Genomic DNA, 21,980 nt, shown 5'->3' on the forward strand with positions numbered 1-21,980 from the left:
GATGGGAAGATGTGTGTTTCGCAGGCCACCCGGGCGACCGGTTGGGCGCGAGGCGGCGGCTTCTCCGAACATGGACAGGTGTGACTGGCGTGCGCACTCCCGCGCGCGTCGAACCTGAGTATGGAGACCGCAATGGACCGCGCTCAAAAGCAGGAAGCCATCGAGTCGCTGAAAAGCGATTTCGCCGGCGCCGGCGCCGTGGTCGTGACCCACTACATGGGTCTGACTGTTGCGGAAATGACTGATCTTCGCGGCCGTCTTCGTAAAGAAGGCGCCGAGCTGAAGGTGGTGAAGAACACCCTGGCCCAGAAGGCTCTGGGCGGTGCGATCGGCGAAGCGGGCGACGCCCTCTTCAAGGGTCCCGTCGCCATCGCCTTCGCGCCGGACCCGGTGTCCGCCGCCAAGGTTGCGACCGAATACGCCAAGGGCAATGACAAGTTCAGCGTCGTTGGCGGCTTCATGGGTGAACAGGTGCTGGATAAGGCCTCGGTTACGGCTCTCGCGAGCCTGCCGTCGCTGGATCAGCTCCGCGCCAAGCTCATCGGCCTCATCCAGGCTCCGGCGACCAAGATCGCTGGCGTGCTGCAGGCGCCGGCGGCTCAGCTGGCCCGCGTCATGAACGCCTACGCGACCAAAGACGCCGCCTGATCGTCATCTTCCCGGCAAACACTGACATCTAAAAGGAAATTCAAATGGCCAATCTGCAACAACTCGTCGACGACCTGTCCGCCCTGACCGTGCTGGAAGCCGCTGAGCTCTCCAAGCTGCTCGAAGAAAAGTGGGGCGTCTCGGCCGCCGCGCCGGTGGCCGTCGCCGCCGCTGGCGGCGCCGCCGCCCCGGCTGAAGCCGTCGAAGAGCAAACCGAGTTCACCGTTGTTCTGACCGCCGGCGGCGACAAGAAGATCAACGTGATCAAGGAAGTCCGCGGCGTCCGTCCGGACCTCGGCCTGAAGGAAGCCAAGGACCTGGTCGAAGGCGCTCCGCAGCCGGTGAAGGAAAACGTTTCCAAGCAGGAAGCGGAAGAAATCAAGAAGAAGCTCGAAGAAGCCGGCGCGACCGTCCAGATCAAGTAGTCTGGCGACGCCGACTTATCGGTTTCGTGCGGAAGGGCCGGGAGCAATCCCGGCCCTTTTTGCGTCCGCCGCGCGGCGGCCGGCGGCGGAACTTTTCGCCCGCTCCCCCGGTTGGTGTTTGCGCGACCAGCGTAAACGACCGAAAGCACAGCAAGCCCGGCAGGCCCGGACAAAGGAGGCGACGCGGAGTGCAATCCGCGCCGCCTCACTTTCTGTGCGCCGGGGGCTTCCCTTTCCGCCCGAAAGGTCCTATTTCGGCTGCTTCGCGAAATTTCCGATTCCGAAGACGCGGTTCTTCGCGCGTGCACGCTCCGAGGCATGGTCCGTCGCCCTCCGACCATGCGAGGGAGCGCCCCTGACGATACAGGGGCATTCCAGCGTCCGGCTTCCCGTGCCCGGGAAGTGCCGAGGGTGGACGCAGGATAGAAGTCAGACCGCGGGACCCGTGCGCCCGTGTGTCCTCAAGGGATAAAAATGGCGCAGTCCTTCACCGGTAAGAAGCGGATCCGGAAGTCCTTCGGCCGCATTCCCGAAGCCGTGCAGATGCCGAACCTCATCGAGGTTCAGCGCTCGTCCTACGAACAGTTCCTGCAGCGCGAGACGCGCGTCGCGGATCGCAAGGAAGAGGGCGTCGAAGCGGTCTTCAAGTCCGTCTTCCCGATCAAGGACTTCAACGAACGCGCGGTCCTCGAGTACGTCTCCTACGAGTTCGAGGAGCCGAAGTACGACGTCGAGGAATGCGTCCAGCGCGACATGACCTACGCCGCGCCGCTGAAGGTCAAGCTGCGCCTCATCGTCTTCGAAACCGACGAAGAGACCGGCGCCCGCTCCGTGAAGGACATCAAGGAGCAGGACGTCTACATGGGCGACATCCCGCTCATGACGGAGAAGGGCACCTTCATCGTCAACGGGACCCAGCGCGTCATCGTCTCCCAGATGCACCGCTCGCCCGGCGTCTTCTTCGACCACGACAAGGGCAAGACGCACGCCTCGGGCAAGCTGCTGTTCGCCGCCCGCGTGATCCCCTACCGCGGCTCGTGGCTCGACTTCGAGTTCGACGCCAAGGACATCATCTACGTCCGTATCGACCGCCGCCGTAAGCTGCCGGCCACCACCTTCCTGATGGCGTTGGGCATGGACGGGGAGGAGATCCTCTCCACCTTCTACGACACCATTTCCTACGAGAAGCGCCAGGGCGGCTGGGCCACCGCCTACAAGGCCGAACTGTGGCGCGGCGTGAAGCCGAACTTCCCGCTGATCAACGCCGAGACGGGCGAGGAAGTCGCCCCCGCCGGCACCAAGATCTCCGCGCGGAACGCCAAGAAGCTTGCCGACGCCGGCCTCACCACCCTGCTGCTGTCGCCCGAGGCGCTGTACGGCCGCTACCTGGCCCGCGACCTCGTCAACCACGAGACCGGCGAGATCTACGCCGAAGCCGGCGACGAGCTTGACGAAGCGCTGCTGACCTCGCTGGAGGAGCAGGGCTTCACGACGCTCGACGTGCTCGACATCGACGACGTCAACATCGGCGCCTACGTCCGCAACACCCTGCGGGTCGACAAGAACACCGCGCGTGAAGACGCGCTGTTCGACATCTACCGCGTCATGCGTCCGGGCGAGCCGCCGACGGTGGAAGCCGCCGAGGCGATGTTCAAGAGCCTGTTCTTCGACTCCGAGCGCTACGACCTGTCCTCGGTCGGCCGCGTGAAGATGAACATGCGCCTGGAGCTGGACTGCCCCGACGACGTGCGGATCCTGCGCAAGGAAGACGTGCTGGCGGTGCTGCAGACCCTGGTCGGCCTGCGCGACGGCCGCGGCGAAATCGACGACATCGACAACCTCGGCAACCGCCGGGTCCGTTCGGTCGGCGAACTGCTGGAGAACCAGTACCGCGTCGGCCTGCTGCGCATGGAGCGGGCGATCAAGGAGCGCATGAGCTCGGTCGATATCGACACGGTCATGCCGCACGACCTGATCAATGCGAAGCCGGCGGCCGCGGCCGTGCGGGAGTTCTTCGGCTCCTCGCAGCTCTCGCAGTTCATGGACCAGACCAACCCGCTGTCGGAAATCACCCACAAGCGCCGCCTCTCGGCGCTTGGCCCGGGCGGTCTGACCCGCGAGCGGGCGGGCTTCGAAGTCCGCGACGTGCACCCGACCCACTACGGCCGGATCTGCCCGATCGAGACGCCGGAAGGCCCGAACATCGGTCTGATCAACTCGCTGGCGACCCACGCCGTGGTGAACAAGTACGGCTTCATCGAGAGCCCGTACCGCCGGATCCGCGACGGCCGGATCACCGACGAGGTGGTCTATATGTCGGCGATGGAAGAGGCGAAGCACGCCATCGGTCAGGCCAACATCCGGTTTGACGGCGGCGCGATCGCCGACGACCTGGTGCCCGGCCGGATCAACGGCGAACCGACCCTGATCCCGAAGGATCAGGTCGACCTGATGGACGTGTCGCCCAAGCAGGTGGTCTCGGTCGCGGCCTCGCTGATCCCGTTCCTGGAAAACGATGACGCCAACCGCGCCCTGATGGGCTCGAACATGCAGAAGCAGGCCGTGCCGCTCATCCAGTCGGATGCGCCGCTGGTCGGCACCGGCATGGAGGCGATCGTCGCCGTCGACTCCGGCGCGGTCGTGGTGGCTCGCCGCTCGGGCGTGGTCGAGCAGATCGACGGCACCCGGATCGTCGTCCGCGCGACGGAAGAGACCGACCCGACCAAGCCGGGCGTCGACATCTACCGTCTGCAGAAGTTCCAGCGCTCCAACACCTCGACCTGCATCAACCAGCGTCCGCTGGTGCGGGTCGGCGATCGGATCAAGGCCGGCGACGTGATCGCCGACGGCCCGTCGACCGAGCTGGGCGAACTGGCGCTGGGGCGTAACACCCTCGTCGCCTTCATGCCCTGGAACGGCTACAACTTCGAAGACTCGATCCTGATCTCCGAGCGCATCGTGCGCGACGACATCTTCACCTCGATCCACCTCGAGGAATTCGAGGTCATGGCCCGCGACACCAAGCTGGGCCCGGAAGAGATCACCCGCGACATCCCGAACGTCGGCGAGGAAGCCCTGCGCAACCTCGACGAAGCCGGCATCGTGGCGATCGGCGCCGAGGTGCTGCCGGGCGACATCCTGGTCGGCAAGGTGACGCCGAAGGGCGAAAGCCCGATGACCCCGGAAGAGAAGCTGCTCCGCGCCATCTTCGGCGAGAAGGCGTCCGACGTCCGCGACACCTCGCTGCGGCTGCCGCCGGGCGTCGCCGGGACGATTGTCGAGGTGCGGGTGTTCAACCGGCACGGCGTCGACAAGGACGAGCGCGCGCTGGCGATTGAACGGGCGGAAATCGACCGTCTGGGCAAGGACCGCGACGACGAGTTCGGCATCCTGAACCGCAACATGACGACCCGCCTACGCCAGCTGCTGGTCGGCAAGAACGCGGTCTCCGGTCCGAAGGGCCTGGGCCGCGGCGAGATCACCGCTGACAAGCTGGGCGAGATCTCGCCGGGCCTGTGGTGGCAGATCGCGCTCGACGACGAGAAGGCGATGGCCGAGCTGGAGGCCCTGCGCCGTCAGTTCGACGAAGCCCGCAAGCGGCTCGACCGTCGCTTCGAGGACAAGGTCGACAAGCTGCAGCGCGGCGACGAGCTGCCGCCTGGCGTGATGAAGATGGTTAAGGTGTTCGTGGCGGTGAAGCGCAAGCTGCAGCCGGGCGACAAGATGGCCGGCCGTCACGGCAACAAGGGCGTCATCTCCAAGATCCTGCCGATCGAGGACATGCCGTACCTGGAGAGCGGCCAGCACGTCGACATCGTGCTGAACCCGCTGGGCGTGCCGTCGCGGATGAACGTCGGTCAGATCTTCGAGACCCACCTCGGCTGGGCCTCGGCCGGCCTGGGCAAGCAGGTCGCCGACCTGCTGGAAGCCTGGCAGAACGGCGGCCAGCGCAAGGCGCTGATCGACTATCTGGCCGGCGTCTACGGCCCGGAAGAGGAACTGCCGGAGAGCGACGAGGAACTGCTCGAGCTGGCCCGCAACCTGTCGAAGGGCATCCCCTACGCCACCCCGGTGTTCGACGGCGCCCACATCGACGACATCGAGAACCTGCTGGAGAAGGCGGGCCTCGACCGCTCGGGTCAGTCGTTCCTGTACGACGGTCAAACCGGGGAGCGGTTCAAGCGTCCGGTCACGGTCGGCTACATCTACATGCTGAAGCTGCACCACCTGGTGGACGACAAGATCCACGCCCGCTCGATCGGCCCGTACAGCCTCGTCACGCAGCAGCCGCTGGGTGGTAAGGCGCAGTTCGGCGGTCAGCGTTTCGGGGAAATGGAGGTCTGGGCGCTGGAAGCCTACGGCGCCGCCTACACCCTGCAGGAGATGCTGACGGTGAAGTCGGACGACGTCGCGGGCCGGACCAAGGTCTACGAGTCGATCGTCCGCGGCGACGACACCTTCGAAGCCGGCATCCCGGAAAGCTTCAACGTGCTGGTCAAGGAGATGCGTTCGCTTGGCCTGAACGTCGAGCTGGAGAACGGGTGAGGTTCGTCCTGACCGCCGCAGCCTTCGTGAGGAGAGGGGCCCGTCAGCTCCTCTCCATCACGCTTTGAAATCCTGACGAACTGGATATCCAATGAACCAGGAAGTCCTGAATATCTTTAATCCGGTCCAGGCCGCCCCGACCTTCGACCAGATCCGTATCGCGCTGGCTTCGCCCGAGAAGATCCGCTCGTGGTCCTTCGGCGAGATCAAGAAGCCTGAGACCATCAACTACCGTACGTTCAAGCCTGAGCGTGACGGCCTCTTCTGCGCCCGTATCTTTGGCCCGACCAAGGACTACGAATGCCTGTGCGGCAAGTACAAGCGCATGAAGTACAAGGGCATCATCTGCGAGAAGTGCGGCGTTGAAGTGACGCTGGCCCGCGTGCGCCGCGAGCGCATGGGCCACATCGAGCTCGCCAGCCCGGTCGCGCACATCTGGTTCCTGAAGAGCCTGCCGTCGCGCATCGCGCTGATGCTCGACATGGCGCTGAAGGACATCGAACGCGTCCTCTACTTCGAGCACTACATCGTCACCGAGCCGGGCCTGACCCCGCTGAAGCAGCACCAGCTGCTGTCGGAAGACGACTACATGCGCTTCCAGGACGAGTTCGGCGACGACAGCTTCACCGCCGAAATCGGCGCCGAGGCGGTCCAGGGGCTGCTGAAGGCCATCGACCTCGAGAAGGAGGCCGAGCGGCTTCGCGAGGACCTGAAGACCACCACCTCGGAAATGAAGCTCAAGAAGTACTCGAAGCGGCTCAAGCTGATCGAGAGCTTCACCGAGAGCGGCAACCGTCCGGAGTGGATGATCCTGTCGGTCATCCCGGTGATCCCGCCGGAACTGCGTCCGCTGGTGCCGCTGGACGGCGGCCGCTTCGCGACCTCCGACCTGAACGACCTCTACCGCCGGGTCATCAACCGGAACAACCGCCTGAAGCGGCTGATCGAGCTGCGCGCGCCGGACATCATCATCCGCAACGAAAAGCGGATGCTGCAGGAAGCCGTCGACGCCCTGTTCGACAACGGCCGCCGCGGCCGGGTGATCACCGGCGCCAACAAGCGTCCGCTGAAGTCGCTGGCCGACATGCTGAAGGGCAAGCAGGGCCGGTTCCGTCAGAACCTGCTCGGCAAGCGCGTTGACTACTCGGGCCGTTCGGTCATCGTCGTCGGTCCCGAGCTGAAGCTGCACGAGTGCGGCCTGCCGAAGAAGATGGCGCTCGAGCTGTTCAAGCCGTTCATCTACGCGCGGCTGGACGCCAAGGGGCTGTCGGGCACCGTCAAGCAGTCCAAGCGCATGGTCGAGCGTGAGCAGCCGGCGGTCTGGGACATCCTCGACGAGGTGATCCGCGAGCACCCGGTGCTGCTCAACCGCGCGCCGACCCTCCACCGCCTGGGCATCCAGGCGTTCGAGCCGAAGCTGATCGAAGGCAAGGCCATCCAGCTGCACCCGCTGGTCTGCGCCGCGTTCAACGCCGACTTCGACGGCGACCAGATGGCCGTGCACGTCCCGCTCTCGCTGGAAGCCCAGCTGGAAGCGCGCGTGCTGATGATGAGCACGAACAACATCCTGTCGCCCGCCAACGGGCGGCCGATCATCGTGCCGTCGCAGGACATCGTGCTCGGGCTCTACTACCTGTCGCTGGCCAAGGACGGCGAGCCCGGTCAGGGCAAGGCGTTCGCCGATCTCGCCGAGATCGACCGGGCGCTGGACGCCGGCGTGGTCACCCTGCACACCAAGATCAAGTCGCGGCATACCGAGATGGACGCCGACGGCAACGTGGTCCGCAAAGTGATCGATACGACGCCGGGCCGGATGAAGATCGCGGCTCTGCTGCCGCACAACCCGGCCCTGGGTCACCGCCTTCTTGAGAAGAACCTGACCAAGAAGGAAATCGGCAACCTGATCGACGTCGTCTACCGGCACTGCGGTCAGAAGGCGACGGTCATCTTCGCCGACCAGATCATGGGCCTCGGCTTCCGCGAGGCGGCCAAGGCCGGCATCTCCTTCGGCAAGGACGACATCGTCATCCCGGCCCGCAAGAAGCCGATCGTCGAAGAGACCCGCAAGCTCGTGGAAGAGTACGAGCAGCAGTACGCCGACGGCCTGATCACCAAGGGCGAGAAGTACAACAAGGTGGTCGACGCCTGGGCCAAGGCCACCGACCGCGTCGCCGACGAGATGATGATCGAGGTCGCCACCGCGGAGAAGGACGCCACCGGCCGCGAAGGCGAGATCAACTCGATCTACATGATGTCGAACTCCGGGGCCCGGGGTTCGCAGGCGCAGATGAAGCAACTCGGTGGGATGCGCGGCCTGATGGCCAAGCCGTCCGGCGAGATCATCGAGACGCCGATCATCTCGAACTTCAAGGAAGGCCTGACCGTCCAGGAGTACTTCAACTCCACCCACGGCGCCCGTAAGGGCCTGGCCGACACCGCGCTGAAGACCGCCAACTCGGGTTACCTGACCCGCCGTCTGGTGGACGTGGCGCAGGACTGCATCATCACCGAGGAAGATTGCGGCACCACGCGGGGCATCACCCTGCGCGCCGTGGTCGAAGGCGGCGACGTGTTGGTCTCGCTCGGCCTGCGGGTCCTGGGTCGCTTCGCGGCCGAGGACATCAAGGAGCCGGGCGGCCAGGTCATCGTGCCGGCCGACAGCTACCTCGATGAGAACATGTGCGATCTCATCGAGAACGCCGGCGTGCAGTCGGTGAAGGTCCGCTCGGTCCTGACCTGCGAAACCAAGAACGGCGTCTGCGGCGCCTGCTACGGCCGCGACCTGGCGCGCGGCACGCCGGTGAACATCGGCGAGGCCGTGGGCGTCATCGCCGCCCAGTCGATCGGCGAGCCGGGCACCCAGCTGACGATGCGGACCTTCCACATCGGCGGCACCGCCCAGGTGGCCGAGCAGTCGTTCTTCGAAAGCGCCAACGACGGCGTGGTGCGGATCTCCGGCGGCAACACGGTGGTCAACGCCGAGGGCCAGCTGATCGGCATGAGCCGCAACCTGCAGCTGATGGTGCAGGTCGACGGCAAGGACCGCGAAGCCTACAAGCCGCCCTACGGCGCGCGCCTGCGCGTCAAGGACGGCGAGACCGTCAAGCGCGGCCAGCGCCTGGCCGAATGGGACCCGTACACCACCCCGATCATCACCGAAGTCGGCGGCCGTGTGCGGTTCGAAGACCTGGTGGAGAACTTCTCCTTCCGCGAAGAGGCCGACGAAGCCACCGGCATCTCCAACCGCGTGGTCGTCGACTGGCGGGCCTCGACCAAGGGCTCGGACCTGCGGCCGGCGATCGCGGTGCTGGACGAGAGCGGCGCCTACAAGCGCATCTCGAACGGCGGCGAAGCTCGCTACCTGCTGCCGGTCGGCGCGGTTCTCTCGATCGGCGACGGCGACGAGGTGAAGCCCGGCGAGGTCATGGCGCGGATCCCCACGGAAAGCGCCAAGACCCGCGACATCACCGGCGGTCTGCCGCGGGTGGCCGAGCTGTTCGAAGCGCGTCGTCCGAAGGACTGCGCGGTCATCGCCGAGATGGACGGCCGGGTCGAGTTCGGTCGGGACTACAAGAACAAGCGCCGCATCAAGATCACGCCGGAGGACGGCGGTGAGGCGGTCGAGTTCCTGATCCCGAAGGGCAAGCACATCGCCGTCCACGACGGGGACATCATCCGCAAGGGCGAATACCTGATCGACGGCAACCCGGATCCGCACGACATCCTGCGGATCCAGGGCATCGAGGCGCTGGCCGACTTCCTGGTGAACGAGATCCAGGAGGTCTACCGACTGCAGGGCGTGCCGATCAACGACAAGCACATCGAGACGATCGTCCGGCAGATGCTGCAGAAGGTCGAGATCCTCGAGCCGGGCGACACCGGCCTGCTCAAGGGCGATCACCTCGACAAGCTCGAAGTGGACGAGGAGAGCGCCAAGGCGGAGGCCCGTGGCGGCCGTCCGGCGCTCACCCAGCCGGTGCTGCTCGGCATCACCAAGGCCTCGCTGCAGACCCGCAGCTTCATCTCCGCGGCCTCGTTCCAGGAGACGACGCGGGTGCTCACCGAAGCCTCGGTCCAGGGCAAGATCGACACCCTGGAAGGGCTCAAGGAGAACGTCATCGTCGGCCGGCTCATCCCGGCGGGCACGGGCTCCTACCTGCGCAACCTGCAGCGCATCGCCGCCAAGCGCGACGAAGCCCTGGCGCAGAGCCGCGAGGCGGCCATGGAGCCGCTGCCGGAGAGCATCGCCGATGCGGCCGCGGCCGAGCAGGTCGACTAGGTCTCTTCAGCCAGTCACGCGTAACGAGCGGCCCGGGGGAAACCCCGGGCCGTTTCGCTTTGCGGGCCGGGAAGGCGGAGAAAGCGCCCGGGCTGGGCGCGGGCGCGGGTTACGCCGCGCAGCCCCGCTTCCTACATCAGCGGGCGCGGGGAACGACCTGGAGGATCACCATTGCCACTGCTGCTTTGTCCGAACTGCAACGTCTCGATGCAGAACGTGAAACGCGCCGAGGTGGAGCTGGACATGTGCCCCAGCTGCCGGGGCGTGTGGCTGGATCGCGGCGAATTGGAGAAGCTGCTGGGCGGGGCGCGCCAGGACCAGGCGGGTCAGCAGCAGGACCGTGAGCGCTTCGAGCGGGAGGTCTCGGACTTCCATCGTGACCCGGAGGTCTGGCGGCAGAACCATCCGTTCGACCGCGAGCAGGGCCGCCACCGCTACGACGACGACTACCACTACCGGAAGAAAAAGAAGAAGTTCGACATCTTCGACATCTTCGACTGATCCCCGGCCGCGAAAGCCTCTCAGGGGCGCAGCCGCGGCGGAGGAGGCGGTTCCGCCGGCATCGTGCGGTAGGAGCTGCCGGAATCGCCAAACCCGCCAGTGACCCCCGGCGGCACGCCGGCGTCGCGCTCGCGCCGCGCCGCCTCACGCGAGGCTGCGGCGGCGTCGAACGCGGCGTCGCCGGCCGGCGGCAGGACAGGGGCCTCGGCGGCGCCGCGGCCGAGGCGCTCCTGGCAGCGCTCACGTTCGCTGCGGCTGAGCAGATTCGGATTGGCGCAGCCGACCAGGCTGCCGCGCAGGGTGGTGGACAGCTGCGCGCCGGGCGAGGGCTGGACGGTGTAGCGCGGCGGGCCGGCGGGGCGGCCGGCCTGGGGCTTCGGCACCGGCAGGACCGGCGGGGTGACGAGCGGCTCGACCGGCGGCGGCGGCGCCCCGCGGCGCAGCTGGCGGCGGTGCAGCCGGATCGGCGCCGGCTTCTCGGCCCCCGGCGGGGCCGGCGGCGTGTGCGGCATGATCAGCACGGGAATCACCGGTTCGGGCGGCCCGGCCTCCTCGTGCGGGCGCATCAGTTTTGGGGCGTGCAGGGCGAGCACGCTCAGCACCACGGCGTGGGCGGCGACGGACAGGCCGATCGCAATCGCGTTGAGGCGCCGTGTCGCCTTGGCCATCCGCCTTCCGTGGTCCTCGAGCTTCAGTGTAAGAAACGCGTCGCGCGGCGTTTTCGTGGCGGCCCTAACATCTGACACCCTCCGGCCGCGGATCCGCCCGGAGCGTTGACGCCAAGCCGCTTCCCGACTATGTAGCGCGCCTCTTCCGAGGCTGGGATTCCTTCCCTGTCCCGTTTGAACCGGTTCGCCGGACGCAGAGCAAGGCGTCGCGGCGAGTTTTTGCGTTCAGTCGGGCGGTCGCGAAAGAGCAGACGACAAAGACCCCAACTGAGGCGCTCCGGCCCAACGGCACACGCCTCCACGCAAGCGAGTTTAGATGCCGACAGTCAACCAGCTCATCCGCAAGCCGCGCCAGGACAAGCCCTCGCGGAACAAGGTTCCCGCCCTGAAGGGCTGCCCCCAGCGCCGTGGCGTCTGCACGCGGGTCTACACCACCACCCCGAAGAAGCCGAACTCGGCGCTTCGTAAGGTCGCCAAGGTGCGTCTGACCACCGGCATCGAAGCGGTGTGCTACATCCCCGGCGAAGGCCACAACCTGCAGGAACACTCGGTGGTCCTGATCCGCGGCGGCCGGGTGAAGGACCTTCCCGGCGTGCGCTACCACATCCTGCGCGGCGTGCTCGACACCCAAGGGGTCAAGGACCGCAAGCAGCGCCGTTCGCTCTACGGCGCCAAGCGTCCGAAGTAAGGAAAAGAAGTCATGTCCCGCCGCCGTCGCGCCGAGAAACGCCAAGTCCTGCCGGATCCGAAGTTCGGGGACCTGGTCGTCACGAAGTTCATGAACTACGTGATGTACGAAGGTAAGAAAGCTGTCGCCGAGAACATCCTCTACGGCGCCTTCGACATCCTGGAAGCCAAGCGCAAGGACCTGGGCCCGCTGGAAACCTTCCACGCCGCCCTGGACAACGTCGCGCCCGCCATCGAAGTGCGCTCCCGCCGGGTCGGCGGCGCCACCTATCAGGTGCCGGTCGAAGTCCGTCCCGACCGTCGTCGCGCCCTGGCCATCCGCTGGCTGGTCAACGCCGCCCGCAACCGCGGTGAAACCACGATGACCGAGAAGCTCGCCGGCGAGCTTCTCGACGCCTCGTCCAATCGCGGGTCGGCGGTCAAGAAGCGCGAAGACACCCACAAGATGGCGGAAGCCAACCGGGCCTTCTCGCACTACCGCTGGTAACGTTTCATATACCTGTTCCCGGCGCGGGCGGTTTGAGCTAAACCGCCCGCGCTGTCCGTTCAGCCCACCGCAGGATTTTCGGGTTCGCCCGGGAGATCCAACGCAAGTGATTGAGCGCGACGGTCGTCTGAACCGCTAGCCATTTCAGACTGTCACGCTCGTACAGCCCTTTTCGCAGAGCTCCCCGCTATGCCCCGCACGAACAAAATCGAAGATTACCGCAACTTCGGGATCATGGCCCACATCGACGCGGGCAAGACCACGACGACCGAGCGGATCCTGTACTACACCGGCAAGAGCCATAAGATCGGTGAAGTCCACGATGGCGCGGCCACCATGGACTGGATGGAGCAGGAGCAGGAGCGGGGGATCACGATCACCTCGGCTGCGACGACCGCCTACTGGAACGGCAAGCGCCTGAACATCATCGACACCCCCGGGCACGTCGACTTCACCATCGAAGTCGAACGCTCGCTGCGCGTGCTCGACGGCGCGGTCACCGTGCTGGACGGCAACGCCGGTGTGGAGCCGCAGACCGAGACGGTGTGGCGTCAGGCGGACAAGTACAAGGTTCCGCGGATCGTCTTCGTCAACAAGATGGACAAGCTGGGCGCCGACTTCGACAAGTCGGTGGAATCGATCCGCGACCGTCTGGGCGCGAAGGCGGTTCCGATCCAGCTGCCGATCGGTTCGGAGTCCTCGCTGCGCGGCCTCGTCGACCTGGTTCGCATGAAGGCGGTTGTCTGGGACAACGACGGCCTGGGCGCGAACTTCCGCGACGAAGAGATCCCGGCCGACCTCAAGGAGAAGGCCGAAGAAGCCCGCTCCTACATGATCGAGAACGCCGTCGAGCTCGATGACGAGGCGATGGAAGCCTACCTGTCCGGCGAAGAGCCGTCGGAAGCGACCATCAAGAAGTGCATCCGTAAGGCCGTGCTGACCGGCGCCTTCTACCCGATCCTCTGCGGCTCGGCGTTCAAGAACAAGGGCGTCCAGCCGCTGCTCGACGCGGTCGTCGACTATCTGCCGTCGCCGGTGGACATCCCGCCGACCAAGGGCATCGACTACCGCACCGAAGAAGAAATCGAGCGCAAGGCCTCGGACGAAGAGCCGCTCTCGATGCTGGCGTTCAAGATCATGGACGACCCCTTCGTCGGTTCGCTGACCTTCTGCCGGATCTACTCGGGCAAGATCGAGACCGGCATGGGCCTGCTGAACTCGACCCGCGACCGTAAGGAGCGCGTCGGCCGCATGCTGCTGATGCACTCGAACAACCGCGAGGACATCAAGGAAGCCTACGCCGGCGACATCGTCGCCCTGGCCGGCCTGAAGGACACCCGCACCGGCGACACCCTGTGCGACCCCGGCAAGTCGCCGGTGATCCTGGAGCGCATGGAGTTCCCGAACCCGGTGATCGAGATCGCCGTGGAGCCGAAGTCCAAGGCCGACCAAGAGAAGCTGGGCGTCGCCCTGGCCAAGCTCGCGGCGGAAGACCCGTCCTTCACCGTCTCGACCGACCACGAGTCGGGCCAGACGATCCTGAAGGGCATGGGCGAGCTGCACCTGGACATCAAGATCGACATCCTGAAGCGCACCTACAAGGTCGAGGCCAACATCGGCGCGCCGCAGGTGGCCTATCGCGAGACCATCAGCCGCAAGGCCGAGATCGACTACACCCACAAGAAGCAGACCGGCGGTACGGGCCAGTTCGCCCGCGTGAAGCTGGTGTTCGAGCCGGGCGAAGTCGGTTCGGGCTTCGTCTTCGAAAGCTCCGTCGTCGGCGGCTCGGTGCCGAAGGAATACATCCCCGGCGTCGAAAAGGGCCTGACCTCGGCCAAGGAAAACGGCCTGCTGGCCGGCTTCCCGGTGATCGACTTCAAGGCCTCGCTGGTGGACGGCGCCTTCCACGACGTCGACTCCTCGGTCCTGGCCTTCGAAATCGCTTCGCGCGCGGCCTTCAAGGAACTGCGTGAGAAGGGCGGCGCCAAGCTGCTCGAGCCGATCATGGGCGTCGAGGTCGTGACCCCGGAAGAGTACCTGGGCTCGGTCATCGGCGACCTGAACGGCCGTCGCGGTCAGATCCAGGGGCAGGACGTGCGCGGCAACGCGATCGTCATCAACGCCTTTGTGCCGCTGGCCAACATGTTCGGCTACGTGAACAACCTGCGGGGCATGTCCCAAGGCCGGGCGCAGTTCACCATGCAGTTCGACCACTACGAGGCGGTCCCGCAAGCGGTCGCCGACGAAGTGATCAAGAAGTACGCCTAACCAATCCAACCCTAGTTTAGAGGACAGGCCCGGACAGGGCTGGAGCTTGAAATGGCCAAGGAAAAGTTTCAACGCAATAAGCCGCACTGCAACATCGGCACCATCGGTCACGTCGACCATGGCAAGACGACGTTGACGGCGGCGATCACCATCGTTCTGGCGAAGTCCGGCGGTGCGACCGCGAAGAACTACGCGGACATCGACGCGGCGCCGGAAGAAAAGGCCCGCGGCATCACGATCAACACGGCTCACGTCGAATACGAGACGCAGAACCGTCACTACGCGCACGTCGACTGCCCTGGGCACGCCGACTACGTGAAGAACATGATCACCGGCGCGGCGCAGATGGACGGCGCGATCCTGGTGGTGTCGGCCGCCGACGGCCCGATGCCGCAGACCCGCGAGCACATCCTGCTGGCGCGCCAGGTCGGCGTTCCGGCGCTGGTGGTGTTCATGAACAAGGTCGACATGGTCGACGACTCCGAACTGCTCGACCTGGTCGAGATGGAAGTTCGCGAGCTGCTGTCGAGCTACGAGTTCCCGGGCGACGACATTCCGATCGTCAAGGGCTCGGCGCTGGCCGCCGTCGAAGGCCGTGACCCGGCGATCGGCGAAGACCGGATCCTCGAGCTGATGACCCAGGTCGACGCCTACATCCCGCAGCCGGAGCGTCCGGTCGACCTGCCGTTCCTGATGCCGGTGGAAGACGTGTTCTCGATCTCGGGCCGCGGCACCGTGGTGACCGGCCGGATCGAAAAGGGCATCGTCAAGGTCGGCGAGGAAGTCGAGATCGTCGGCATCCGCGACGTGCAGAAGACCACCTGCACCGGCGTCGAGATGTTCCGCAAGCTGCTGGACCAGGGCCAGGCGGGCGACAACGTCGGCGTGCTGCTGCGCGGCACCAAGCGTGAAGACGTCGAACGCGGCCAGGTGCTCTGCAAGCCGGGCTCGATCACCCCGCACACCGAGTTCACCGCCGAGGTCTACATCCTGACCAAGGAAGAAGGCGGCCGCCACACGCCGTTCTTCACCAACTACCGCCCGCAGTTCTACTTCCGCACGACCGACGTGACCGGCATCGTGAAGCTGAAGGAAGGCGTGGAGATGGTCATGCCCGGCGACAACGTCGAGCTGAACATCGAGCTGATCACCCCGATCGCCATGGACCAGGGCCTGCGCTTCGCCATTCGCGAAGGCGGCCGGACGGTCGGCTCGGGCGTCGTCTCGAAGATCACCAAGTAAGGCGCACGCAGGCGCAAGCCTGCGCGACGCTCGAGCGTTAGAGAAGGCCGCCGGGATCGCTCCCGGCGGCCTTTTCCTTTGTCTGCGGCGCGGCTTCCCGTGACCGCGATTTCAGCTGCGCCCTCGGTGCGCCGGGGATAGCCTCGGCCGCGCCTGGGGCGAGGGGAGAGACCTGATGCGTGCGCCGATCGCGCTTCTGGCAGGCGCCGTCGCGAGCCTCGCCGCCGCCCAGGCCGCGGCGGCCGCGACCGCGCTGGAGATCAAGGACGCCGTCGCCCAGCTGACGATCATCCCGGAGGACCGGGCCGACGTGCGTGTCGAGGTGATTGCCGGCCATCCGCGCCTGCCGCTCAAGCTCAAGGACGGCCGCGGCCGCATCGTCATCGACGGCGGCCTCGACGGCGGCCGGATCCGCAGCTGCAGCGGCGACGGGGCAACCGCGCTGGTGCGCATCGCCGGCGTCGGCGACGTGGCCTTGAAGGACATGCCGCGGGTGGTCGTGCGCACGCCACGTGACGTCGACGTGGCCGCCGGCGGGGCGGTGTTCGGCGTGATCGGCCGGGCGCGCAATGTCACCCTGGGCGCCGCCGGCTGCGGCGACTGGACGGTGGCCAATGTTCAGCATCGGCTGGCGGTGAACCTCGCCGGCTCCGGCGACGCGCGCGCCGGTTCAGCCGGGGAGGCGAAGCTGCGGGTGGCCGGCTCCGGCGACATCGCGGCCGGCGACGTCCGCGGCCGCCTGGAGGCCGACGTGGCGGGCACCGGTAACGTTCGGGTCCGGTCGGTCGCCGGGCCGCTCGACGTCCGCATGGCGGGCTCCGGGGACGTGGTGGTGGCCGAGGGCCGCGCCACCGCGATGACCGTCTCCATGGCCGGCTCCGGCAACGCCGTGTTCGGCGGCGTCGCCGACAGCCTGAGCGCGCGAGTCGCCGGCTCCGGCGACGTGCGCGTGCGCCAGGTCCGCGGCGCGGTGCGCCGCAGCGTCATGGGCTCCGGCTCGGTGAAGATCGGCGGCGTTCCGGCGCGTCCGCGGCCTTGACGTCGGCGAGTCGGGTAGGTATTACCGCGCCTCCTGTTGGACCGGCTGTGCGCTTCGAAGTGATTTGGGGCGCAGACGCGGTTCGCAGAACGACCTGGGACAGTGCTTACAAGCTAGCGTTTCGGGACGGCCCTCGCGGTTCACGCGCGGGCCCAAGTCGTTTGTGCGGACTTTCGCGTACGAGCCCCTCGTAAGAGGTGTTCGGGCTGGTCTTTGAAATGGTCGAGATCACGCGGGCGGACCGCCTGTAGGGAAACTGAAGAGCGATATGGATCGTCAGAACATCCGCATCCGGCTCAAGGCCTTCGATCACCGCGTGTTGGACCATTCCACTCGCGAGATCGTGAATACGGCCAAGAGGACGGGCGCCACCGTGCGCGGGCCTATCCCGCTGCCGACGCGCATTGAAAAATTCACCGTCAACCGCTCGCCGCACGTCGACAAGAAGTCGCGCGAGCAGTTCGAAATCCGCACGCACAAGCGCGTGCTCGACATCGTCGACCCCACCCCGCAGACCGTGGACGCGCTGATGAAGCTCGACCTGTCCGCCGGCGTGGACGTCGAGATCAAGCTCTAAGGGGATCGGTCCGATGCGTACCGGCGTGATCGCCAAGAAGCTGGGTATGGCGCGCTTCTTCGATGAAGTGGGCAGCCATGTGCCGGTGACCGTGCTCAGCCTCGAGGGCTGCCAGGTCGTCGCTCAGCGCACCAAAGACAAGGATGGCTACGTCGCCCTCCAGCTGGGTGCCGGCGCCAAGAAGGCGAAGAACACCTCGAAGGCCCTGCGTGGCCACTTCGCCAAGGGCGAAGTGGAACCGAAGCGGACCCTGGTCGAGTTCAAGGTCTCCGAAGACAACCTGATCGACGTGGGCGCGGAACTGACCGCCGACCACTTCCTGGTCGGCCAGAAGGTCGACATCACCGGCGTGACCGTCGGTAAGGGTTTTGCCGGCGCCATGAAGCGCTGGAACTTCGGCGGTCTGCGCGCCACCCACGGTGTGTCCGTGTCGCACCGTTCGCACGGTTCGACGGGTAACCGTCAGGATCCGGGCCGCACCTTCCCGGGCAAGAAGATGGCTGGTCACTACGGCCAGGAAACCGTCACCACCCTGAACCTGACCGTCTGGCGCGTCGACGCTGAGCGCGGCCTGATCCTGGTCAAGGGCGCTGTCCCCGGTACCGAGGGCACGTTCGTGAAGATCCGCGACGCGGTGAAGGTGGCTCTGCCGGCCGACGCCCCGAAGCCGGGCGCCTTCCGCACCGCTGGCCAGCCCGCCGCCGCCCCCGAGGCAGCGCCGGTCGAAGCCGAAGCTCAGGCTCCGGAAGCTGGGGATCAAGCCTAATGAAACTCGACGTCATCAAGCTCGACGGCGGGAAGGGCGGCTCGATCGAGCTTCCCGACGCTATCTTCGGCATCGAAGAGATCCGTGGGGACATCCTGCAGCGCGTGGTCACTTGGCAGCTCGCCAAGCGCCGCGCCGGCACCCACAAGATCCAGGTCCGCAACGAGGTCTCTCGTACGGGCAAGAAGATGTACAAGCAAAAGGGCACCGGCGGCGCTCGTCACGGCTCGCGCCGGGCGGCTCAGTTCGTCGGCGGCGCCAAGGCCCACGGGCCGGTGGTGCGTAGCCACGCCTTCGACCTTCCCAAGAAGGTCCGGGCGCTGGCTCTACGGCACGCGCTGTCGTCGAAGGCCAAGGCCGGTTCGCTGATCGTGCTCGACGAGGCCAAGCCGAGCGAGGCCAAGACGGCCGCGCTTCGCGCCAGCCTCGAGAAGATCGGCATCACCAACGCCCTGCTGATCGCTGGGGTCGAAGTCGACACCAACCTGAAGCTCGCCGCGCGCAACATCCCGAACGTCGACGTGCTGCCGAACGCCGGCCTGAACGTCTACGACGTGCTGCGCCGCCACACGCTGGTCCTGACCAAGGACGCGGTCGAGGCGATCCAGCAGCGCTTCCAGACTGAGGAGGCCGCGTAATGGCTGCTGAGCCCACTGTTCGTCACTACGACACCATCCTGTCGCCGGTGATCACTGAAAAGGCGACCCTGCTCTCGGAGCAGAACAAGGTGGTCTTCCAGGTCGCCGCCGACGCCTCGAAGGACGAGATCGCTGCGGCGGTCGAAGCGCTGTTCAAGGTCAACGTGACCAAGGTCAACACCCTCAACGTGAAGGGTAAGACCAAGCGCTTCCGCGGCATCGTCGGCCGCCGTTCCGACGTCAAGAAAGCGATCGTGACCCTGGCCGAAGGCCAGTCGATCGACATCACCACGGGGCTCTGATCCGATGGCCTTGAAGCACTACAACCCGACCTCGCCGGGCCGGCGCCAGCTGGTCCTGGTCGACAAGTCCGAGCTCCACAAGGGCCGTCCGGAGAAGTCCCTCGTCCAGGGGCTGACCAAGTCCGGCGGTCGTGGCGGCGGCGGCCGCATCGCGGTCCGTTTCCGCGGCGGCGGCGCCAAGCGTCTGTACCGGATGATCGACTTCAAGCGTCGCAAGTTCGACGTCGTCGGCACCGTTGAGCGCCTGGAGTACGACCCGAACCGTTCGGCCTTCATCGCTCTGGTGAAGTACGCCGACGGCGAGCTGGCCTACATCCTGGCTCCGCAACGCCTGAAGGCCGGCGACCAAGTGGTCGCCTCCGAGAAGGCCGACGTGAAGCCGGGCAACGCCATGCCGCTGCGCGGCATGCCGATCGGCACGATCATCCACAACGTCGAGCTGAAGCCGCTGAAGGGCGGGCAAATCGCCCGCGCCGCCGGCGCTTACGCTCAGCTGGTCGGCCGTGACGCCGGCTACGCGCAGATCCGCCTGAACTCGGGCGAGCTGCGGATGGTGCCGGACAGCTGCATGGGCACCGTTGGCGCCGTGTCGAACCCGGACCACATGAACGAGGTCATGGGCAAGGCCGGGCGCAACCGTCACAAGGGTCGCCGCCCGCACGTTCGTGGCGTCGCCATGAACCCGGTCGACCACCCGCACGGCGGCGGTGAAGGCAAGACTTCGGGCGGCCGTCACCCGGTCACTCCGTGGGGCAAGCCGACCAAGGGCCGCAAGACCCGCACCAACAAGGCGACGGACAAGTTCATCATCCGTTCGCGTCACGCCAGGAAGGCTCGCTAAGGCATGACCCGCTCCGTTTGGAAAGGTCCGTTCGTCGACGGTTACCTGCTCAAGAAGGCCGAGGCTCTCCAGAGCTCCGGCCGCAAGGACGTGATCAAGACCTGGTCGCGCCGCTCCACCATCATGCCGCAGTTCGTGGGCCTCACGTTCGGCGTGCACAACGGCCAGAAGCACGTTCCCGTGCTGGTCTCGGAAGACATGGTCGGGATGAAGCTCGGCGAGTTCGCGCCGACGCGTTACTTCCCGGGCCACGCGGCCGACAAGAAGGCCAAGAGGAAGTAAGCCATGTCGAAGCAAGCCAAGGCTCGCCGGCTGAAAGGCATCGAGGCGATGTGCAAGGTGCGCACTCTGCGCACCAGCCCTCGCAAGCTCAACCTGGTGGCCCAGTCCATCCGGGGCCTGAAGGTGCAGCGTGCCCTCAACGAACTGGAGTTCAGCCACAAGCGCATCGCCATCGATGTGCGCAAGGCGCTCTACTCGGCGATCTCCAACGCCGAGAACAACCACAACCTCGACATCGACAACCTCGTCGTCGCCGAGGCCTTCGTGGGCAAGAACCTGGTGATGAAGCGCTTCGCCGCCCGTGCGCGGGGCCGCGCTTCGCGCATCGAAAAGCCGTTCAGCGAGATCACCATCGTGGTCCGCGAGCTGGGTGAGGCCGCCTGATGGGTCAGAAAGTCAATCCGGTCGGGCTCCGCCTCGGCATCAACCGCACCTGGGACAGCCGTTGGTTCGCCGACGGCGCTGACTACGGCCGCCTTCTGCACGAAGACCTCAAGGTTCGTCGTGCGCTGAAGAAGCGCCTGTACCAGGCCGGCGTGTCGCGGATCGTCATCGAGCGCCCGCACAAGAAGTGCCGCATCACCATCTATGCCGCGCGCCCTGGCGTGATCATCGGCAAGAAGGGCGCGGACATCGACAAGCTGCGCAAGGACATCGCGGCGATGACGGACGGCGAGGTTCACCTGAACATCGTCGAAATCCGCAAGCCCGAGACCGACGCCCAGCTGGTCGCCGAGAACATCGCTCAGCAGCTCGAGCGCCGGGTGGCTTTCCGCCGCGCGATGAAGCGTTCGATGCAGTCGGCCATGCGCCTCGGCGCCAAGGGCGTCCGCATCAACGTCTCCGGCCGCCTCGGCGGCGCGGAAATCGCGCGGATGGAATGGTATCGCGAAGGCCGCGTGCCGCTTCACACCCTGCGCGCCGACGTGGACTACGGCTTCACTGAAGCCAAGACCACCTACGGCGTCATCGGCGTGAAGGTGTGGGTCTTCAAGGGCGAAGTGCTCGAGCACGACCCGATGGCGCTCGACAAGCGTCTGGCCGGCGAAAGCGGCCCGGCGGGTGAGGGCGGCGGCCGCGAGCGTGGCGATCGTGAGCGCGGTCCGCGCCGGGATCGGCGCGAGCAGACGAACGCCTAAGGAACGGAAGTCATGCTGTCTCCTAAGAAGACTAAGTACCGCAAGCAGTTCAAGGGCCGCATCCACGGTGTGGCCAAGGGCGGCTTCACGCTGAACTTCGGCTCCTACGGCCTGAAGTCGGTCGAACCGGAACGCGTCACCGCGCGCCAGATCGAAGCCGCGCGTCGGGCGATTACTCGCCAGATGAAGCGTCAGGGCCGGGTGTGGATCCGCATCTTCCCGGACGTGCCGGTCACCGATAAGCCGGCCGAAGTCCGGATGGGTAAGGGCAAGGGCTCGGTGGAATACTGGGCCGCGCGCGTTCACCCGGGCCGGATCATGTTCGAGATCGACGGCGTGCCGGACGATGTGGCCCGTGAAGCCCTGCGCCTCGGCGCGGCCAAGCTTCCGGTGAAGACCCGCATCGTCACCCGCATCGAAACCGCTGTCGCGGAGCACGCGTGATGAAGATCGAAGACGTCCGGGGCATGACGCCCGACCAACTGGCCGAGCAGCTCGTCAGCCTGAAGAAAGAGCAGTTCAACCTGCGCTTCCAGAAGGCGACCGGCCAGGTCGAGAAGACCCACCGCGTGGACGAGGTGCGCAAGGATATCGCGCGCATCAAGACCGTCCTGCGCGCGAAGCAGGCCCAGGCCTGAGGAGACAA

Annotated in this window: 21 protein-coding genes; 20 read left to right on the forward strand and 1 reads right to left on the reverse strand. The window is 66.3% G+C overall.

The window, feature by feature from the left end; translation table 11 throughout:
- The first annotated feature begins 132 nt into the window (after nucleotides 1-132).
- The 5 genes from rplJ to ACSQ14_RS06965 all read left to right on the forward strand — a co-directional run bounded on the left by rplJ (nucleotide 133) and on the right by ACSQ14_RS06965 (nucleotide 10,398).
- On the forward strand, nucleotides 133-648 hold the full coding sequence (gene rplJ, locus ACSQ14_RS06945) for a 50S ribosomal protein L10 (RefSeq protein ID WP_436011055.1): 516 nt from the start codon (nucleotides 133-135) through the stop codon (nucleotides 646-648).
- 44 nt (nucleotides 649-692) lie between these two features.
- A complete protein-coding gene (gene rplL, locus ACSQ14_RS06950; RefSeq protein WP_436011057.1) occupies nucleotides 693-1,073 on the forward strand; it encodes a 50S ribosomal protein L7/L12 in 381 nt (126 codons plus the stop codon).
- Nucleotides 1,074-1,547: 474 nt separating this feature from the next.
- Nucleotides 1,548-5,618 carry a DNA-directed RNA polymerase subunit beta gene (rpoB, locus tag ACSQ14_RS06955; RefSeq protein WP_436011059.1) on the forward strand — a complete coding sequence of 1,357 codons (4,071 nt, stop codon included), beginning with the start codon at nucleotides 1,548-1,550 and terminating at the stop codon, nucleotides 5,616-5,618.
- Between the two features lie 91 nt (nucleotides 5,619-5,709).
- Complete coding sequence (rpoC, locus tag ACSQ14_RS06960; protein WP_436011061.1) at nucleotides 5,710-9,897, forward strand: DNA-directed RNA polymerase subunit beta'; 4,188 nt, start codon at nucleotides 5,710-5,712, stop codon at nucleotides 9,895-9,897.
- A gap of 171 nt (nucleotides 9,898-10,068) precedes the next feature.
- Nucleotides 10,069-10,398, forward strand: coding sequence for a zf-TFIIB domain-containing protein (locus ACSQ14_RS06965; protein WP_436011063.1), 330 nt, complete (start codon nucleotides 10,069-10,071; stop codon nucleotides 10,396-10,398).
- Between the two features lie 20 nt (nucleotides 10,399-10,418).
- Here the strand turns inward: ACSQ14_RS06965 and ACSQ14_RS06970 are convergent, their stop codons facing one another.
- On the reverse strand, nucleotides 10,419-11,066 hold the full coding sequence (locus ACSQ14_RS06970; protein ID WP_436011065.1) for a hypothetical protein: 648 nt from the start codon (nucleotides 11,064-11,066) through the stop codon (nucleotides 10,419-10,421).
- A 316-nt stretch (nucleotides 11,067-11,382) separates the two neighbouring features.
- On the opposite strand from ACSQ14_RS06970, the gene rpsL reads away from it, so the two are divergent.
- The 15 genes from rpsL (at nucleotide 11,383) to rpmC (ending at nucleotide 21,972) form a co-directional block, all read left to right on the forward strand.
- Nucleotides 11,383-11,754, forward strand: a complete 372-nt coding sequence (gene rpsL / locus ACSQ14_RS06975) for a 30S ribosomal protein S12 (protein WP_056018026.1) — start codon at nucleotides 11,383-11,385, stop codon at nucleotides 11,752-11,754.
- A gap of 12 nt (nucleotides 11,755-11,766) precedes the next feature.
- A complete protein-coding gene (gene rpsG / locus ACSQ14_RS06980) occupies nucleotides 11,767-12,240 on the forward strand; it encodes a 30S ribosomal protein S7 (protein ID WP_436011068.1) in 474 nt (157 codons plus the stop codon).
- Between the two features lie 189 nt (nucleotides 12,241-12,429).
- Nucleotides 12,430-14,508 carry an elongation factor G gene (gene fusA / locus ACSQ14_RS06985; RefSeq protein WP_436011070.1) on the forward strand — a complete coding sequence of 693 codons (2,079 nt, stop codon included), beginning with the start codon at nucleotides 12,430-12,432 and terminating at the stop codon, nucleotides 14,506-14,508.
- Between the two features lie 51 nt (nucleotides 14,509-14,559).
- Nucleotides 14,560-15,750, forward strand: coding sequence for an elongation factor Tu (tuf, locus tag ACSQ14_RS06990; RefSeq protein ID WP_436011043.1), 1,191 nt, complete (start codon nucleotides 14,560-14,562; stop codon nucleotides 15,748-15,750).
- 175 nt (nucleotides 15,751-15,925) lie between these two features.
- Nucleotides 15,926-16,789, forward strand: coding sequence for a GIN domain-containing protein (locus ACSQ14_RS06995; protein WP_436011072.1), 864 nt, complete (start codon nucleotides 15,926-15,928; stop codon nucleotides 16,787-16,789).
- Between the two features lie 268 nt (nucleotides 16,790-17,057).
- A complete protein-coding gene (gene rpsJ, locus ACSQ14_RS07000; RefSeq protein WP_091739014.1) occupies nucleotides 17,058-17,366 on the forward strand; it encodes a 30S ribosomal protein S10 in 309 nt (102 codons plus the stop codon).
- A 13-nt stretch (nucleotides 17,367-17,379) separates the two neighbouring features.
- Nucleotides 17,380-18,132 (forward strand): 50S ribosomal protein L3, encoded by a 753-nt coding sequence (rplC, locus tag ACSQ14_RS07005; RefSeq protein WP_436011074.1) that lies wholly within the window; start codon nucleotides 17,380-17,382, stop codon nucleotides 18,130-18,132.
- The gene (gene rplD, locus ACSQ14_RS07010; RefSeq protein ID WP_436011076.1) at nucleotides 18,132-18,770 is read left to right on the forward strand and encodes a 50S ribosomal protein L4; all 639 of its coding nucleotides are present in this window, start codon (nucleotides 18,132-18,134) and stop codon (nucleotides 18,768-18,770) included. The genes rplC and rplD overlap by 1 nt, the downstream gene beginning before the upstream one ends.
- Nucleotides 18,770-19,072 (forward strand): 50S ribosomal protein L23, encoded by a 303-nt coding sequence (locus tag ACSQ14_RS07015; RefSeq protein ID WP_436011078.1) that lies wholly within the window; start codon nucleotides 18,770-18,772, stop codon nucleotides 19,070-19,072. The genes rplD and ACSQ14_RS07015 overlap by 1 nt, the downstream gene beginning before the upstream one ends.
- Before the next feature lie 4 nt (nucleotides 19,073-19,076).
- Nucleotides 19,077-19,913 carry a 50S ribosomal protein L2 gene (rplB, locus tag ACSQ14_RS07020; protein WP_436011080.1) on the forward strand — a complete coding sequence of 279 codons (837 nt, stop codon included), beginning with the start codon at nucleotides 19,077-19,079 and terminating at the stop codon, nucleotides 19,911-19,913.
- Between the two features lie 3 nt (nucleotides 19,914-19,916).
- Nucleotides 19,917-20,195, forward strand: a complete 279-nt coding sequence (gene rpsS, locus ACSQ14_RS07025) for a 30S ribosomal protein S19 (protein ID WP_436011082.1) — start codon at nucleotides 19,917-19,919, stop codon at nucleotides 20,193-20,195.
- A gap of 3 nt (nucleotides 20,196-20,198) precedes the next feature.
- Nucleotides 20,199-20,579, forward strand: coding sequence for a 50S ribosomal protein L22 (rplV, locus tag ACSQ14_RS07030; protein ID WP_436011085.1), 381 nt, complete (start codon nucleotides 20,199-20,201; stop codon nucleotides 20,577-20,579).
- The gene (gene rpsC / locus ACSQ14_RS07035; protein ID WP_436011087.1) at nucleotides 20,579-21,334 is read left to right on the forward strand and encodes a 30S ribosomal protein S3; all 756 of its coding nucleotides are present in this window, start codon (nucleotides 20,579-20,581) and stop codon (nucleotides 21,332-21,334) included. Before rplV ends, rpsC begins: the two co-directional genes overlap by 1 nt.
- A 12-nt stretch (nucleotides 21,335-21,346) precedes the next feature.
- Nucleotides 21,347-21,778: a 50S ribosomal protein L16 gene (gene rplP, locus ACSQ14_RS07040; RefSeq protein WP_436011089.1), complete on the forward strand. Its 432-nt coding sequence runs from the start codon at nucleotides 21,347-21,349 to the stop codon at nucleotides 21,776-21,778.
- Nucleotides 21,778-21,972, forward strand: a complete 195-nt coding sequence (gene rpmC, locus ACSQ14_RS07045; RefSeq protein WP_436011091.1) for a 50S ribosomal protein L29 — start codon at nucleotides 21,778-21,780, stop codon at nucleotides 21,970-21,972. Before rplP ends, rpmC begins: the two co-directional genes overlap by 1 nt.
- The last annotated feature ends 8 nt before the right edge of the window (nucleotides 21,973-21,980 follow it).

The organism is Phenylobacterium sp. LjRoot219 (assembly GCF_964252995.1).
In the GTDB taxonomy this organism is placed as follows: Bacteria; Pseudomonadota; Alphaproteobacteria; order Caulobacterales; family Caulobacteraceae; genus Phenylobacterium.